Below are 14383 nucleotides of genomic sequence, written 5' to 3'. Positions count from 1 at the left end.
ATTGCAGGCATAACGCGCTACCTTGGCCTCATGACGCGTTTCCTGATCTCCGCCCTCATCGCCGCCACCCCGGTTGTCGCCGCCGACTGGCCTGTCAAACCCGGCGATGTCCCGCTGACAGTGGCCGAGCTTGACGCCCTCGCAGGCCAGACGCTGACCTTTTACGATGATGGTCAGGCCAAGTTTTCGGCCGGTGGGGCCTATTCCTATACCTACGCGGGAGGAGATTCCGCCTTTGGAACCTACGCCATCGCCGATGACGGTTCCGTCTGCATTGCGTACCGCAACGGGTTCAGCCGCTGCGACCTGTATGTCCGCAGCGGCGAGCGGCTGATCCTGATCGATCAGAAAGGGGATCGATACCCGGTGCGGCCCGAATAAGGAAGTCAGCAGTTCAGGACGGTCACTTTGGCAATGGACCAACCCGTGCAGCGTACTGAACCCGCGGCAGGTGCCAAAGGCTACGCCAGGAACATTAGCCCAAAAATGCACGCCCGAAGATAGGCCAGAACCAAACTGTGGGCACCTCGACACAGCGCGCTGGCGCAAAGCAGGGTAAGTCGTGCCAAAACCGCCGCCGCGGTTGACGAGCCACGCACCGCTTCGTTAGTGCAGCAGCGACCCCGTTTCGGCTTAGGGCAAGAGGTGCTGTTTTGGAATTTCAAGTTGCAAGTTTCTGGTTTGGTTCGCCGTTATCTTGCGTTGAAAGAGTATGCATTCAGTCCTTTCTGGATCATGGCTATGTCTTCCACCTGTACGTGCTGGATATGAACATGGATGTTCCCGAAGGCGTCGTTGTTCATGATGCCCGCGAAATCTATACAGATGAAACCACCGAAAACCTGACCGGTGGCCGACGACGGATGGCGGTCTATTCAGACATCTTCCGTATCCACATGCTGCAAAAAACCGACTATGTGTGGGTTGATCTGGATATCTACTGCATCCGGCCGCTGGATGTTCCACCGGACTATCTGTTTGGTGTCGTCTGGCGCAATAAGGCGATGAACAATTGTGTATTGCGTCTTCCCAAAAATTCTCTGGCACTGAAGCTGATCCTGAATTTCCTTGAGTCAGAAGTCCCGATCCCGTTTTGGTTGGGCAGTGATCACATTGAAAAACTGGTCAAACGCTATGAGGCGGGCGAGACACTCACGCTCTATGACCTTCCGTGGACGACAACCGGCCCAAGCGTGACCCGCTGGGCGCTGGGGGTCACCGGTGAAATCGACCGAGGCCAGCATTGGCATTTGTATTGGCCGCGTCGCGGGTTTCTGGACCCGGTCGAGAACATTGAAGACTACGAACCCGATTGGGCCCGGTTTCACCACTTCCAGGGCGAAACCCGCAGTGGTATTCGCAGCAAATTCGGCGGTATTCCTCCAAAGGGAAGTTACATTGATATTGTCTGTCAAAGACATGGAATTGACCCCAAGAAATATCCGGTCACATAATCAGCGGCGACGGTGCCGATATCGTCAAATAATCTTGGGGGTTCGCGTCATACCACAGAAGTGCGGGCCGCTGGCTCAGAGTTTTTCCAGCAACTCCATCGTTGGCCACGCATCCGCAGGCAGGCCCAAACGGTTCTGTTCGGCCTGCGTTGCATCCCGCGTCCCTGACCCCAGGATCCCGTCGATCTTGCCCACATCATATCCTTTGGCCTGAAGCTTAGTCTGCAACTGTTTCATCTGTGCGCCATTCAGGCCCTGCGCGGGATTGCCCGCGTCATAGATCTGGCCGCCCTCAAGCCGTGTTCCGAAATAAGCGGCGGTCAGAACATAGACAAAGCTCTGGTTCCATTCGAAATAGACGTCGAAATTGGGGTAGGCCAGAAAGGCAGGCCCGTTGCGCCCCTGTGGCAGGATCAGCGAGGCGGGCAGGTTGGCCAAGGACCCGCTGCGCGCCTGAACGCCCATCGCCTGCCATTCCGCCACCGAACGCGGTTTGCCGGGGCCGGACAGGGACCAGTCCATCTGCGCGGGCACGGTGACCTCCTGCAACCACGGCTCACCCGCGCGCCATCCCAGATGAGACAGCATTCTGGCCCCCGACATCAGCGCATCAGGGGCCGAGCTTTTCAGGCGGACATGCCCGTCACCGTCACCATCGACGCCGTTTTCCAGTATGTCACGCGGCAGCATCTGCACCATGCCGATCTCTCCGGCCCATGCGCCGGTGGTGCGGGCCGGGTCGAAATCACCGTTCTGATACAGCTCGATGGCGGCGAAGATCTGCGGCCGGAACAGTTCCGGGCGGCGGCAATCATGGGCCAGCGTCACCAAGGCGTTGCGGGTGTTGAAGTCGCCCTGAAACGATCCGTAATCGGTTTCAAATGCCCAGAAGGCCAGCAGCACCCCGCGGGAAATGCCATACTCGCGCTCAATCCGATCAAAGACCGCATCGTACTTACGCGACATCGCTTGCCCGCGCTCGATCCGGTTCTGCGAAATCAGACGACGGGAAAATTCAACAAAGGGCTTCTGAAAAACGCCCTGCGCCCGGTCGGCCTTCAGCACGGCGCTGTCTTGCTGCACCCCGTCAAAAAACCCGTTCACTGCTGATTCGTCCAAACCCTGCTGCACGGCTTCGGCCTTCAGCCCTTTGACAAAGGAATTAAAACCACCGCCACATTGCGCCAGCGCAGGTGAGGTGAACAGGGCAGCGGCGATCAGGCCAGAGAGTATACGCATGAAAAGGTCCGTCAGAATATCAGTTCGACCCCAACCCACACTGACACGAGCCCAAGCGCAAGCCCCCAAACCCGCCAGAGCATGTCACATGCGCGAAAAACTTCTGATGCGCCGATCTCGCGCGGGGCGTCACCATTGACCCAGGCCAGGTCGCGCACCTGCCCATCATAGCTGCGCGGCCCCGCCAGCGCGACATTCAGGGCGCGGGCCATGGCGGCCTCGGGCCAGCCGGCGTTGGGCGAGATATGCCGCCGGGCATCCCCCGCAATCTCGCGCCAGCGTAACCATTGGCCGGACAGCGCCACGATCATCACGCAGGTCAGGCGGGCGGGGATCAGGTTCAGCAGGTCGTCGAACCGGGCCGCAGCCCAGCCAAAATCGCGGTACGTTTCGGTGCGATAGCCGATCATGCTGTCGGCGGTGTTCACCGCCTTGTACACCAGCAACCCCGGAAGCCCCGCGACCAGAAACCAGAAGGCAGGGGCAATGACCCCGTCACTCAGGTTCTCTGCCGCGCTTTCGATGGCGGAACGTGCCACCTGTGCCCCGGTCATGTCCTGCGTGTCGCGCGAGACGATCATAGCCACCTGCGCCCGCCCGTCTTCCAGCGAGGTTTGCAACCCGTCACCAACCGCGCGGACATGGGCAACCAGCGACTTCTGCGCCAGCAGAATCGCGCAGCCAAGAATTTCAACCACCGGCCCCAGCTGCGACAGACCCCATCCAAGACCCCATGCCCCGCAGATCAGAAGGGCAAGCACCGCCACCCCCTTCAACCGCCGACCGCGCCCGTGGTTCAGGCGTTTGTCCAGCCATCCGATCATGTTGCCGATCATCACCGCCGGGTGTTTGACGCGGGACCAGAGCCAGTCGGGCTCTCCCAGAGTGGCGTCCAGACACATGGCGCAGACCAGCATCAGGGCAGGGTTCACAGCGCGGCCTCCAGCCTGTCCCACCCCTTTTCTGGCGGCAGACCCAGACGCAGAAAGGTTGTTGAATAAGGAAAGATCCGGCTCCAGATATGGGCGCGGGCCAGCCGGTCCTGCCACTCCAAGGCGTCATCAACCCGATACAGACGAAACAGGCTGGTGCCACCGACGATATCTGCGCCCCTGGTCAGCATCAGCGCATCCAGCCGGGCCGCCTCATCCGCCAGTCGCGCGCGCGTGGCATCGGCCCAGTCATCGTCCGACAGGGCTTGCGTTCCAACCCGCAGGGCCGGGCCGGACACAGACCAGGGTCCGGTCAGGTCGTTCAGGCGGTTGATCAACTCAGGCCGCCCGATGGCAAACCCAAGCCGCATCCCGGCCAGCCCCCAGAACTTGCCAAAACTCTTCAGCACGATCACGCCGGGACGTTCCGCCATATGGATCAACGATGCCTTTGGCGTGACATCGCAAAAGCTCTCGTCGATCACGTTCAGCGGGGCCGAGACATCGCTTTCCTGCCAGATGCGCCCGTCCGGGTTATTGGGATGCACGATCACGCGGGCGTCAGCCGCGCCCTCAGGCTGAACACGCCACCCCTGCGCCGAAAAGGCGGCGGCGTGTTCGTTATAGGTGGGCGGCGTGATCTGGACACGCCCTGGCGCGGCCAGCGCCGGAATACGAGAGATGACAGCCGATGCACCGGGCGCCGGTAGGATTGCAGCCCCTTGCGGCACGTTCCAGAACCTGCGGGCCGCATCACTCAGCCGTTCAAAGGCACCGTGATCCGGCAATTCGGCCCAATCCCCGGCGGTCAGGCCCGCAACGGCGTAAGGATGCGGATTGATTCCGGTCGACAGATCGATCCAATCTGCACGCGCTCCGCCATACCTGACAATCGCCCTGTCCAGCCCCCCGCCGTGGTCGCGAACTGCGCGGGGGTCCAAGCCGTGATCAAGTGTACTCATCTGCTCTCTCTGCGGGGATTGACCGGTTTCGGGGTGCTTCAAGCGGATTTTTGCCATTTACACAAGCAAATCCGCCCGAACACGCAAGCGTGCGGCCGCTGTTAACACTTTGTTAAGGAAATAACGAGATCACGGACCACGGGGGTCGGCACCACTCACCATACCAAGTGCCGAGGTTGTTGCAAATGAAAGTTCTGATTGTTGAGAGTAACCCCGACCTTGGTCGGGTCTGGAAAAGACATCTGGAGCGGCAAGACGCCGAAGTCACGCTGGTTGACGCTCAGGAGGCCGCCATTCTGGCGCTCTATGGCACGGATTTTGATATCATCGTGCTGGATCTGGTTCTGGAAACCGGAAGCGCATTGGCTGTGGCCGATTTTGCCAGCTATCGCCGCCCCGAGGCACGGGTGATTTTTGTCACCAACACCACCTTCTTTTCCGACGGGTCGATATTTGCGCACAGTCCCAATGCCTGTGCCTATGTCCAAAGCGAAACGCCGCCAGAGGATCTGGCGGCGATGGTCGAACATTACGCCGCCGGGCGCTGATCGCGCCCATGCGGCTCCATGTAATCCAGCACCGGGTTCACCGGAATGATGCGGTGCGGATTGATGCTGTCATGGCTGTAGTGGTAGTGGCGCACGATGTGATCCATGTTCACGGTCCCGGCGACACCGGGCCATTGATACAGCTCCCGCGTATAGGCCCATAGGTTTGGATAATCGATCAGGCGCTGCCTGTTGCACTTGAAATGCAGATGATAGACCGGGTCGAAGCGGATCAGGGTTGTGAACAACCGCCAATCGGCCTCGGTGATCCGGTCCCCCATCAGATACCGGTTCCGGGCCAAACGCCCTTCCAGCCAGTCCAGCGCGTCGAACAACGGGCCCACGGCGGCGTCGTAGGCCGCTTGCGAGGTGGCAAAGCCCGACTTGTAGACGCCGTTGTTGACGTCTGAATAGACGCGCGCATTGACCTCCTCGATCTCGTCCCGCATCGCCTCGGGCCAGTAATCGTCCGTATTGCCAGTGATGTCGTTGAAGGCCGAATTGAACATGCGGATGATTTCCGAACTTTCGTTCGAAACAATGGTCTCTTGCGCCTTGTCCCACAGGATCGGCACTGTGACGCGACCGGAATAGGACGGATCCGCCTTGGTATAGATCTGATGTGCATAGCTCAGCCCGTAAAGACGGTCACCCGTGGCACCGTGATCATCCGCCTCAAAGGTCCAGCCGTGACCCAGCATGTCGGGATGCACGACCGAGACCGAAACCAGATCGCTCAGCCCCTTCAACGCGCGAAAGATCAAGGTGCGATGCGCCCAGGGGCAGGCGTGGCTGACATACAGGTGATACCGCCCGGCTTCGGCCCGGAACCCGCTTTTGCCCGACGGTCCCGCGCGGCCATCGGCGGTCAGCCAGTTGCGAAACTGCGCCGCGCTGCGTTTGAATGCGCCACCCGTGGATTTGGTGTCATACCAGGTGTCTTGCCATTTTCCATCGACCAGCAGGCCCATATCTCATCCTCCGCATAGGCGTTTGGCCAAAGATAGGTCCAAGCCCCGCCTGTTCCTATGCATTTGCCCGCGCACAAGACCTGCATGCGCGCACAGGCAATGATGGGATTTCTGTGCAACAAACCGCAGGCACAGCCTGTTGCGTGAACGCGTTCACTGGATTTTTACAACAGTTCCCGCACAATAGAGGTCATTAGCGGGGGAGTGATTTTATGAGTACTTATGTTTCAAAGGAAATACGCGCCGAGTTGGACGCGGCCCGAATCGCCACATTGAAAAAGGCCAGTCGCCTTCGTGTCCAGATGGGCGACAATACCTACAAAATTCTCAAATTGTGGAAAGATGGTTTCACGGTTGAGGCGGAAACAACACCGCGCCTGCGCGGGTTGGTCGATATTTATGACGGGGCCAATCTTCTGTATCAATGCCTGATCATTGCCGATCAGGATGAAGGCGGCGAGATGCGGTATGAATTCAAACGCAGCACCGCCGCCCATGACAAGGCACCGCTGGATTTCTACCGCGCCCCGGATGCGCCCATCGCGTTGCTGGGCTACGAAGACTAGGATCGGAGTTCTATCGTAGTACCGGGTTAGGTCAGGGTAACGCCCAACAGGCCGTTAGGCTGGCTATCGCTATGGATTTCGCCATGGGGTCCGCGCCCGGCCAACAGGCGCGGTCCATTGTGAGGTCAGCCACCCCAGCCACCGCCTGGATTATTGCAGGTCACCAAAGGCCTGTTTCAACCGCACGCAAGCTTCCTCGACCCGCGCCCGTTGCGTCGCAAGGTTGAACCGTTCAAACGTTTCTCCTCCAGTGCCGAAACCCGGCCCGGACGAGGTTGCGATCCGCGCGTCCTCGCGCAATCGGCGGACAAATTCAGCGTGATCCATGCCGGTGCCGGAAAAATCGACCCAGGCCAGGTAGGTCGCCTGCAATGGCATCGACCACAGGCCTGGAATCTCGGCGATGGTCTGGTCGAACAGACGCCTGTTTCCGTCCAGATGCGCGATCTGGGCATCTGCCCATTCCGCGCCGGCCGGGCTGTAGGCGGCGGTGATCATCGCCACACCCAACGCGCTGGGGCCATAATCCAGCGTTGCCAGCCGATGCTTCATCGCCTCGCGCAGTTTGGGGTCGGGAATGATCATGTTGCCGGTGCGCTGCCCGGCGATGTTAAAGGTCTTCGATGCCGCAGTCAGCGTCACTGTCCACGGGCGCGCATCCGGGGCTGCCACATCCATCGGCACAAATTTGGCGCCGGGATAGACCAGATCGTGGTGAATCTCGTCTGACACAAGGATCAGCCCGTTGCGCTCGGCAAATGCGGCCACGGCGCGCAGTTCCTCCGGTGTCCAGACCCGGCCCGACGGGTTCTGCGGCGAACACCACAGCAACATCTTCTCGGACCCGTCCAGCCGCGACTGGGCGTCGTCCAGGTCAAGGCCATAACTTTCCCCGTCCCGCACCAAAGGGCATTCCACGACCCGGCGGCCCGATTTGTTCACCTTGTGGGCAAACTCATGGTAAACGGGGGTAAAGATCACGATGCCATCACCGTGATCGGTCCAGACATCCAGCGACAGGGCGATTGCATTGCCCAAGCCCTGAGTGGTCAGAACCCAGTCCGTGTCAATCTCCCAGTCGTGGCGGGTTTTCATCCACCACTGGACCGAGGCCAGATACTCCGGGTGCGCCCAGGAATACCCGAACACGCCGTGATCCGCGGCCTTGCGCACCGCGTCGATCACGCAGGGGGCTGTCGGGTAATCGGAATCGGCCGTCCACATGGCCAGCCCGTCTTCGGGCGAGACGCCGTACAGCATCTCCATCTTGTCCCATTTGGAACTGTTGGTGCCCCGGCGGTCGATCAGGTCGTTGAAAGTCATGTCTGCTCCATTTTCTCGACCGAAAGCTAACCGCAATTCAGGCAGGTGCAAGGGGGGCGTTGCGGCGCGGGGCGGGATGGCCTAAATCAGCCTCATGAAACGTAACATCCTGATCTATCCCGACCCCCGTCTCAAGAAGGTCTGCGCCCCCGTGGCCGACCTCACGGACGACCTGCGCGCGCTGGCCGATGACATGCTGGAAACGATGTATGACGCCCCCGGTGTTGGCCTTGCCGCGCCACAGATCGGCGTGCTGGATCGCTTGATCGTGCTGGATTGCGTCAAGGAAGAAGGCGAGGCACCGCGCCCCCTGATCATGTTCAACCCGCAGGTCATCGCGGCCTCGGAAGAAACCAATGTCTACGAGGAAGGCTGCCTGTCGATCCCCGATCAATACGCCGAGGTGACGCGCCCCAAAGTGGTCGATGTGACATGGATGGACCGCGACGGAAACCTGCAACAGGAAACCTTTGACGGGCTCTGGGCCACCTGCGTTCAGCACGAGATCGATCATTTGGACGGCAAGCTGTTCATCGACTATCTCAAGCCGCTGAAACGGCAGATGATCACCCGCAAGATGCAAAAGCTCAAACGCGAACGGGCCCGTGCATGACCGTTCGTACCTGCCTGCCATGGCCTGACAAGCGCCTGCGCACCAAGGCGGATGAGGTGCCCGAAATCACTGATGAGGTCCGCGCCATCTGGGACGACATGATCGACACGATGGAGGCGATGCCCGGCGTCGGTCTTGCCGCGCCACAGATCGGGGTGATGCTGCGGCTGGCCGTTGTTGACGGTTCTGCCGAACGGGGCCGGGCCGTGCGTCTGGCAAACCCGGAAATCCTGCACAGCTCGATCGAACTGCGCGAACATGAAGAGGCCAGCCCGAACCTGCCCGGCGTCTCGGCCACAATCAAACGCCCGCGCGCGGTGACCGTGAAGTTCCTGAACGAACATGGCATGCTGGATCGCCGCGATTTCGTCGGGATCGACGCGACCAGCGTACAACATCAGATCGACCACCTGAACGGGCGGATGTATTTCGACCGGCTCAGCAAGGTCAAACGTGACATGCTGCTGCGCAAGGCCCGCAAACAACCCTGACATCCGTAGGCCGGGCTTCAGCCCGGCACCCGTCCCAACTGCCGGAGCCAACGATGCGCATCATCTTCATGGGAACCCCCGATTTTTCGGTCCCGGTGCTGGACGCACTCGTCAAGGCCGGGCACGACATCGCCGCCGTCTACTGTCAGCCTCCGCGCCCCGCCGGACGCGGCAAGAAAGACCGCCCGACACCGGTTCATGCCCGGGCCGAGGCGCTGGGCCTGCCCGTTCGCCACCCAACCTCTCTGAAATCTGCTGACGAACAGACCGCATTTGCCGCGCTGAACGCCGATATCGCCGTCGTCGTCGCGTATGGCCTGATCCTGCCGCAACCCATTCTGGACGCGCCGCGACACGGTTGCCTGAACATCCACGCCAGCCTGCTGCCGCGCTGGCGCGGAGCCGCCCCGATCCACCGGGCGATCATGTCCGGCGATGCCGAAACCGGGATCTGTATCATGCAGATGGAGGCCGGTCTGGACACCGGCCCGGTCCTGCTGCGACAGGCAACCGCGATTGAGGCTGAAGAAACCACCGCGCATCTGCATGACCGGCTCTCGGCCATGGGGGCCACGCTGATCGTCGAGGCGCTGGCCAAGCTGCCGGACCTGATACCCGAACCGCAGCCCGAGGATGGCGTGACCTATGCCGCCAAGATCGACAAGTCCGAGGCCCGCATCGACTGGGCACGCCCGGCGGTCGAGGTCGACAGGCAAATCCGCGGGCTGTCACCCTTTCCCGGCGCATGGACCGAAATGAATGGCGAACGCATCAAGCTGCTGGCATCGCGGCTGGCAGACGGGCAGGGCACAGCGGGTGAGGTTCTGAACGACCACCTGCACGTGGCCTGCGGTCAGGGTGCGGTCGAACTGCTGCGCTTGCAACGGGCGGGCAAAGGCGCGCAGGATAGGGAAACCTTCCTGCGGGGCTGGCCCATTCCCACCGGCACCCGCCTGACCTAGGAGAAGCCCGATGTTCATGGTGATGATGGGGACCGTCGTGATTGCCGGGATCGTCGGATATCTGTCCGAACAGACCGGATTCACCCATAACGGCTATCTTCAGTCGATCATCATCTGCGTGGGCGGGGCGTTCCTGTTCTACTTCATTCGCATCATGTTCGGGATCAGCTTTGGCCCTCCGGGTCTGGATGCGGTGATCTCGTCTATCGGCGCCCTGATCATCGTGCCGACGCATTGGAGGAAGTGACATGCCCATCGTCGCCCTGATCATCATCGGCGCTGCCGCGGGGTTCCTCGCCACCCGCCTGATGCGGATCGAGGCGGACATTCCAACCACCATGCTGATCGGCGTCATAGGGGCCCTGATCGGTGGGTTCGTTCTGCGGTTTCTGATAACCGTCATGGGCTGGATGTCGGGTTTTGTGGGTGCTGTTCTGGGCGCATTGCTGGTGATCTGGATCTGGCAGACCTACCTGCGCCGCTGATGTATTCCTGGGCCGCGCATTCCGTCCCGGAAACCTTCACTCGACAGATAGCGCAGCAGATCAGCGCTCGTCGCACTCCAGCGCTGAACCAAGCGCCGGGGCAGCTTTCGTCGTCATATCAAACCGGTTCGCCTCGGCGGCGGTCATCCAGTGGATGCTGTCGGCCGGGGCCGCATACAGCGTGTACCAGTAAAACGACTCATCCACGCCGATGTCCCTGAAATAATCCAGATAGCGGTCATGTTCCGGGTCATCTTTGGGCAACTCCGTCGCCACCAGCCCCGATCCGGCCCAGCTGTGAACACCGACACAGGCCCCCGGTTGCAAAACGCGGCGATGTCCGGCCAGAAACAGATCTGTGCCGCCGCTGGCAACCAGACCGTCCGATGGCACAACGGTATCGAACCCGGCCTTGCGCACCTCTCGGCTGAAGATGACATTGGCGTCGTCATCCACCGACCCCTCGATATATTGCAGCACCAGCGTGCGCGCTTTGGGGTTTTCGGCGGTGACGTCTTCGAAAGCGGACAGCGTTGTTTCGTCAATCGTGCCCGAGGCGATGATCCGGTCACCCTCAGCAACAAAGCGGACGGGTGCATAATATGCGCCGCATGAGGCCAGCAAAGCCAGTGAGACCGCAATCGATGTAAGTCTGAACGGCATTTGGCCTCCGGGCTGCGCGTTCCAAACAGCTATCAGCCCGCCCCGGTCGCGTCCACCGACAGGTTCAGTTGCGGGGCGGGCGGCTTTTGTAGACGGGCAACTGCCAGCCAAACACCAGCGACCCGGCCCGCAAGGCCCAGCACACAAGGGCGCACAGGCCCAGCACAAAGGCGGGCTCCAGCCCCAGCCTGACCGCAAGTACCGCTGTCAACGCCCCCAAAAACGCGCACGAGACGTAAAGTTCGCCTTGTTTCAGGACCAGCGGCACCTCGTTGCAGACCACGTCGCGCATCAGCCCGCCCAGACACCCGGTCGTCACACCCATCAGCACAACGATGATACCGGGCTGATCCAGTGACAGCGCGGCACCGGTTCCGGCGGCAACGGCGACCGACAGTGCGAAACTGTCCAGCCAGACCAGCCAGTTATAGCGACTTTCCACCAGATGCGCGGTAAAGAACACAAACACCGCCGCCGCGACGGCGATCAGGATGTAATCCGGCTGGCCGACCCAGAAGATCGGGTGACGGTCCAGCAGCAGGTCGCGTACCGTGCCGCCGCCAACTGCGGTCAGGCAGGCCATGAAGGCAAAGCCCACCAGATCCAGCTGCGCCCGGCTGGCCACCAGCGCCCCGGTCAGCGCAAAGATCAGAACCGAGGCATAATCCAGCAGCGTCAGCGCGCTCACGCCGGTGCCTTTTTCGGCTTGAAGGGCGCCATGCCTGCGCGGGCCAGTTCATCGGCCTTTTCGTTTTCGGGATGGCCCGCATGGCCCTTGACCCATTCCCATGTCACATCATGTCGTTCCTGCGCCTCGTCCAGTCGCTGCCACAGATCGACATTCTTGACCGGCTTCTTGTTCGAGGTTTTCCAGCCATTCCGCTTCCAGCCGAATATCCAGCCGGTGACGCCGTTCTTCACATAGGCGCTGTCGGTGACAATGGTGATCTTTGACGGGCGCTCCAGCGTCTCCAGCGCGCTGATGGCAGCCAGCAACTCCATCCGGTTGTTGGTGGTCTCGGCCTCGCCGCCGTTCAGTTCCCGCTCTTTCAGAACGCTGTCCCCGTCCATCGCGCGCAGCAGCACGCCCCAGCCTCCGGGGCCGGGATTGCCGGAACAGGCGCCATCTGTATAGGCAAACAACTCAGGCATGGGCGAACACCAGAATAAACCCGTCGTACGACCCGGCCAGACCCTTGCCCATCCCTTCGACCGTGCGGTCAACCGTGAACCCGGCCTGGGTCAGCGCCTCTCGGATCTCGGCTTCCGAGTAATAGGTGTAATAGCGGTCCAGATCGTCACGATGCTCGCCCGTGCCCAGCTTCATGCCCAGAAACAGCTGGCCGCCGGGCTTCAGGGCCGTGTGGATCGCTTTCAGGTGACGCGGAAAATCCGCACGCGGCGCGTGCAGCAGGGAAAAACTGGCGTAAACTCCATCATACTCGGCGGTTTCGGTAACATCGTCGAACGTGCCCAGATGCGCGTCCACCCCGTTCTGGCGGGCATGTTCGACAAAGGCGGGGGTGGCATCCAGCGCCCGCACCTTCAGCCCCTGACGCATCAGGAAACCGCTGTCCGATCCGGGGCCTGACCCCAGATCCAGCACATAGCCGCCCGCACCGACCGCATCGGCAAAATCCTGACGGGTCTTGAGCTGTTCGGCTGGCAGAGGAATGGCCAGATATTCGTTTACTCTGTTCGTATAGGCATCAATCGTGCGTTTGTCGCTCACAGGTACACTCCTACGGCTAGGCTGGCCAGAACGACCGCGGTCAGCAGGATACGCAGCTGCATCCACCAGACCGGCGTCAGCCGCCAGTATGAAAACAGGGCGTCCAGCAGCAGCAAGCCGGTGAACCCGTAGATCAGATTGGTGCCTGCAGTGACCGGCCCGCCGCCTGTCATGGCAAAGGCCCACAGCGCAGGCAGGACCGACAGCCCATAACACAGCGCCGCCTTGCTGCCCGAGGTCTTGGTGGCAAACCCCCACAGTACACCTGACATAAAGCTCAGGATGACCGAGCCATAGAACAGCTGCACATAAGGGCCAACAAAGCGCGGGCCAAATGTATGCGAACCCCAGTCGTTCAGATCACCGTTCAGATAGGTCAGCGCGCCCCAGACAAACGGGACCAGTCCCGCCAGCCCCAGATAAAGCGGCGCCTTCGGCACGCCGGTCACGCCGGTTGCCTCAACACGCGCGGTACTTTGAACTCGACGTTTTCGGTTGCGGTCTCGACCGGCTCGACAGTGACATCGTAATGGTCGCGGAAGGCGTCGATCACCTCGTTCACCAGCAATTCCGGGGCCGATGCGCCTGCGGTCACCGCAACGCTTTCGATGCCCTGCAAAGCGCGCCAGTCGATCTCGGTCGCACGCTGGACCAGCTGCGCGTATTTGCACCCCTCGCGTGAGGCAACCTCGACCAGACGGCGGGAGTTTGACGAGTTCGGAGCTCCCACAACCAGCAGCGCATCGGCCTTGGGGGCCACGGCCTTCACGGCCTCCTGCCGGTTGGTGGTGGCATAACAGATGTCTTCCTTATGCGGCCCGACAATGGCCGGGAACCGGTCCTGAAGGGCTGCGATGATGTCCTTGGTATCATCCACTGACAGGGTGGTCTGGGTGACAAAGGCCAGCTTGTCGGGGTCGCGCACCTGCACGGTGGCCACATCCTCGACCGTTTCGACCAGCAGCACATCACCCTTTGGCAACTGTCCCATCGTGCCAACGGTTTCGGGATGGCCCTTGTGGCCGATCATGATCATCTGCAATCCCGCATCCGCATGGCGCTGCGCCTCGACATGAACCTTCGACACCAGCGGACAGGTGGCATCCACATAGATCATCTCACGTTGCGCGGCTTCGGCGGGTACCGATTTCGGAACACCATGGGCGGAAAAGATCACCGGGCGGTCATCGGGGCATTCATGCAGTTCTTCGACAAACACAGCCCCTTTGGCCCGCAACCCGTCGACCACGAATTTGTTATGCACGATCTCGTGGCGCACATAGACCGGCGGCCCCCATTTCTGCAGGGCCATTTCAACGATCTTGATGGCGCGGTCCACACCGGCGCAGAACCCGCGGGGGGCGGCCAGGTAAAGTGTCAGTGGCGGCTTGGTCATTCGGCTGTCTCCTTAGGGCACAGGTAAGTCTTTTCCCGGCCTTGGT

The 14383-nt window shown here is 61.1% G+C and carries 20 protein-coding genes; 9 read left to right on the top strand and 11 right to left on the bottom strand.

Annotated features, from left to right (window positions below; genetic code table 11):
• Positions 1–30: 30 nt before the first annotated feature.
• Positions 31–381, top strand: coding sequence for a hypothetical protein (locus ACR0BZ_RS16035; RefSeq protein WP_480494786.1), 351 nt, complete (start codon positions 31–33; stop codon positions 379–381).
• A gap of 272 nt (positions 382–653) precedes the next feature.
• Positions 654–1454: a glycosyltransferase family 32 protein gene (locus ACR0BZ_RS16030; RefSeq protein WP_480519443.1), complete on the top strand. Its 801-nt coding sequence runs from the start codon at positions 654–656 to the stop codon at positions 1452–1454.
• 75 nt (positions 1455–1529) lie between these two features.
• Here the strand turns inward: ACR0BZ_RS16030 and ACR0BZ_RS16025 are convergent, their stop codons facing one another.
• From ACR0BZ_RS16025 to cobD, 3 genes are read right to left on the bottom strand one after another with little or no spacing between them, the layout of a single operon-like run.
• Positions 1530–2693: a lytic murein transglycosylase gene (locus tag ACR0BZ_RS16025; RefSeq protein WP_480920723.1), complete on the bottom strand. Its 1164-nt coding sequence runs from the start codon at positions 2691–2693 to the stop codon at positions 1530–1532.
• 11 nt (positions 2694–2704) lie between these two features.
• The gene (gene cbiB / locus ACR0BZ_RS16020; protein WP_480920722.1) at positions 2705–3625 is read right to left on the bottom strand and encodes an adenosylcobinamide-phosphate synthase CbiB; all 921 of its coding nucleotides are present in this window, start codon (positions 3623–3625) and stop codon (positions 2705–2707) included.
• Positions 3622–4587 (bottom strand): threonine-phosphate decarboxylase CobD, encoded by a 966-nt coding sequence (gene cobD / locus ACR0BZ_RS16015; protein ID WP_480920721.1) that lies wholly within the window; start codon positions 4585–4587, stop codon positions 3622–3624. Before cobD ends, cbiB begins: the two co-directional genes overlap by 4 nt.
• Before the next feature lie 185 nt (positions 4588–4772).
• Between cobD and ACR0BZ_RS16010 the strand changes: the two genes are divergently transcribed.
• Positions 4773–5135, top strand: a complete 363-nt coding sequence (locus tag ACR0BZ_RS16010; protein ID WP_209506176.1) for a response regulator transcription factor — start codon at positions 4773–4775, stop codon at positions 5133–5135.
• Here ACR0BZ_RS16010 and ACR0BZ_RS16005 read toward each other — a convergent pair.
• Positions 5117–6106: a glutathione S-transferase family protein gene (locus tag ACR0BZ_RS16005; protein WP_480920720.1), complete on the bottom strand. Its 990-nt coding sequence runs from the start codon at positions 6104–6106 to the stop codon at positions 5117–5119. The genes ACR0BZ_RS16010 and ACR0BZ_RS16005 overlap by 19 nt on opposite strands.
• Positions 6107–6318: 212 nt before the next feature.
• Here ACR0BZ_RS16005 and ACR0BZ_RS16000 point away from each other — a divergent pair, with 212 nt between their 5' ends.
• On the top strand, positions 6319–6672 hold the full coding sequence (locus ACR0BZ_RS16000; RefSeq protein ID WP_209506181.1) for a hypothetical protein: 354 nt from the start codon (positions 6319–6321) through the stop codon (positions 6670–6672).
• Positions 6673–6822: 150 nt separating this feature from the next.
• On the opposite strand, the gene ACR0BZ_RS15995 is transcribed toward ACR0BZ_RS16000, so the two are convergent.
• Positions 6823–7995, bottom strand: coding sequence for a MalY/PatB family protein (locus ACR0BZ_RS15995; RefSeq protein WP_480920719.1), 1173 nt, complete (start codon positions 7993–7995; stop codon positions 6823–6825).
• A gap of 94 nt (positions 7996–8089) precedes the next feature.
• On the opposite strand from ACR0BZ_RS15995, the gene def (ACR0BZ_RS15990) reads away from it, so the two are divergent.
• The 5 genes from def (ACR0BZ_RS15990) to ACR0BZ_RS15970 are packed head-to-tail and all read left to right on the top strand — an operon-like array spanning position 8090 to position 10546.
• On the top strand, positions 8090–8608 hold the full coding sequence (gene def, locus ACR0BZ_RS15990; protein WP_209506185.1) for a peptide deformylase: 519 nt from the start codon (positions 8090–8092) through the stop codon (positions 8606–8608).
• Positions 8605–9099, top strand: coding sequence for a peptide deformylase (gene def / locus ACR0BZ_RS15985; protein ID WP_480494656.1), 495 nt, complete (start codon positions 8605–8607; stop codon positions 9097–9099). Before def (ACR0BZ_RS15990) ends, def (ACR0BZ_RS15985) begins: the two co-directional genes overlap by 4 nt.
• A 53-nt stretch (positions 9100–9152) precedes the next feature.
• A complete protein-coding gene (gene fmt / locus ACR0BZ_RS15980) occupies positions 9153–10061 on the top strand; it encodes a methionyl-tRNA formyltransferase (RefSeq protein WP_480920718.1) in 909 nt (302 codons plus the stop codon).
• 10 nt (positions 10062–10071) lie between these two features.
• The gene (locus tag ACR0BZ_RS15975) at positions 10072–10308 is read left to right on the top strand and encodes a hypothetical protein (RefSeq protein ID WP_267364066.1); all 237 of its coding nucleotides are present in this window, start codon (positions 10072–10074) and stop codon (positions 10306–10308) included.
• 1 nt (position 10309) lies between these two features.
• Positions 10310–10546: a GlsB/YeaQ/YmgE family stress response membrane protein gene (locus ACR0BZ_RS15970; RefSeq protein ID WP_267364067.1), complete on the top strand. Its 237-nt coding sequence runs from the start codon at positions 10310–10312 to the stop codon at positions 10544–10546.
• A 60-nt stretch (positions 10547–10606) separates the two neighbouring features.
• On the opposite strand, the gene ACR0BZ_RS15965 is transcribed toward ACR0BZ_RS15970, so the two are convergent.
• The 6 genes from ACR0BZ_RS15965 to ispH all read right to left on the bottom strand — a co-directional run bounded on the left by ACR0BZ_RS15965 (position 10607) and on the right by ispH (position 14337).
• Complete coding sequence (locus tag ACR0BZ_RS15965; protein ID WP_480920717.1) at positions 10607–11209, bottom strand: COG3904 family protein; 603 nt, start codon at positions 11207–11209, stop codon at positions 10607–10609.
• Between the two features lie 64 nt (positions 11210–11273).
• Positions 11274–11897: a trimeric intracellular cation channel family protein gene (locus ACR0BZ_RS15960; RefSeq protein ID WP_209506199.1), complete on the bottom strand. Its 624-nt coding sequence runs from the start codon at positions 11895–11897 to the stop codon at positions 11274–11276.
• Positions 11894–12361 carry a ribonuclease HI gene (gene rnhA, locus ACR0BZ_RS15955; RefSeq protein ID WP_480920716.1) on the bottom strand — a complete coding sequence of 156 codons (468 nt, stop codon included), beginning with the start codon at positions 12359–12361 and terminating at the stop codon, positions 11894–11896. Before rnhA ends, ACR0BZ_RS15960 begins: the two co-directional genes overlap by 4 nt.
• The gene (locus tag ACR0BZ_RS15950) at positions 12354–12941 is read right to left on the bottom strand and encodes a class I SAM-dependent methyltransferase (RefSeq protein ID WP_480487147.1); all 588 of its coding nucleotides are present in this window, start codon (positions 12939–12941) and stop codon (positions 12354–12356) included. Before ACR0BZ_RS15950 ends, rnhA begins: the two co-directional genes overlap by 8 nt.
• Entirely contained in the window at positions 12938–13390 is a 453-nt protein-coding gene (locus tag ACR0BZ_RS15945; protein ID WP_209506206.1) for a DUF3429 domain-containing protein, read from the bottom strand. The genes ACR0BZ_RS15950 and ACR0BZ_RS15945 overlap by 4 nt, the downstream gene beginning before the upstream one ends.
• Entirely contained in the window at positions 13387–14337 is a 951-nt protein-coding gene (ispH, locus tag ACR0BZ_RS15940) for a 4-hydroxy-3-methylbut-2-enyl diphosphate reductase (RefSeq protein ID WP_480494643.1), read from the bottom strand. The genes ACR0BZ_RS15945 and ispH overlap by 4 nt, the downstream gene beginning before the upstream one ends.
• Between the last annotated feature and the right edge of the window lie 46 nt (positions 14338–14383).

The organism is Ruegeria sp. P8 (assembly GCF_056534665.1).
Note: the sequence above shows the minus strand (reverse complement) of the source record. Positions and strands in the feature narration are given on the sequence as shown.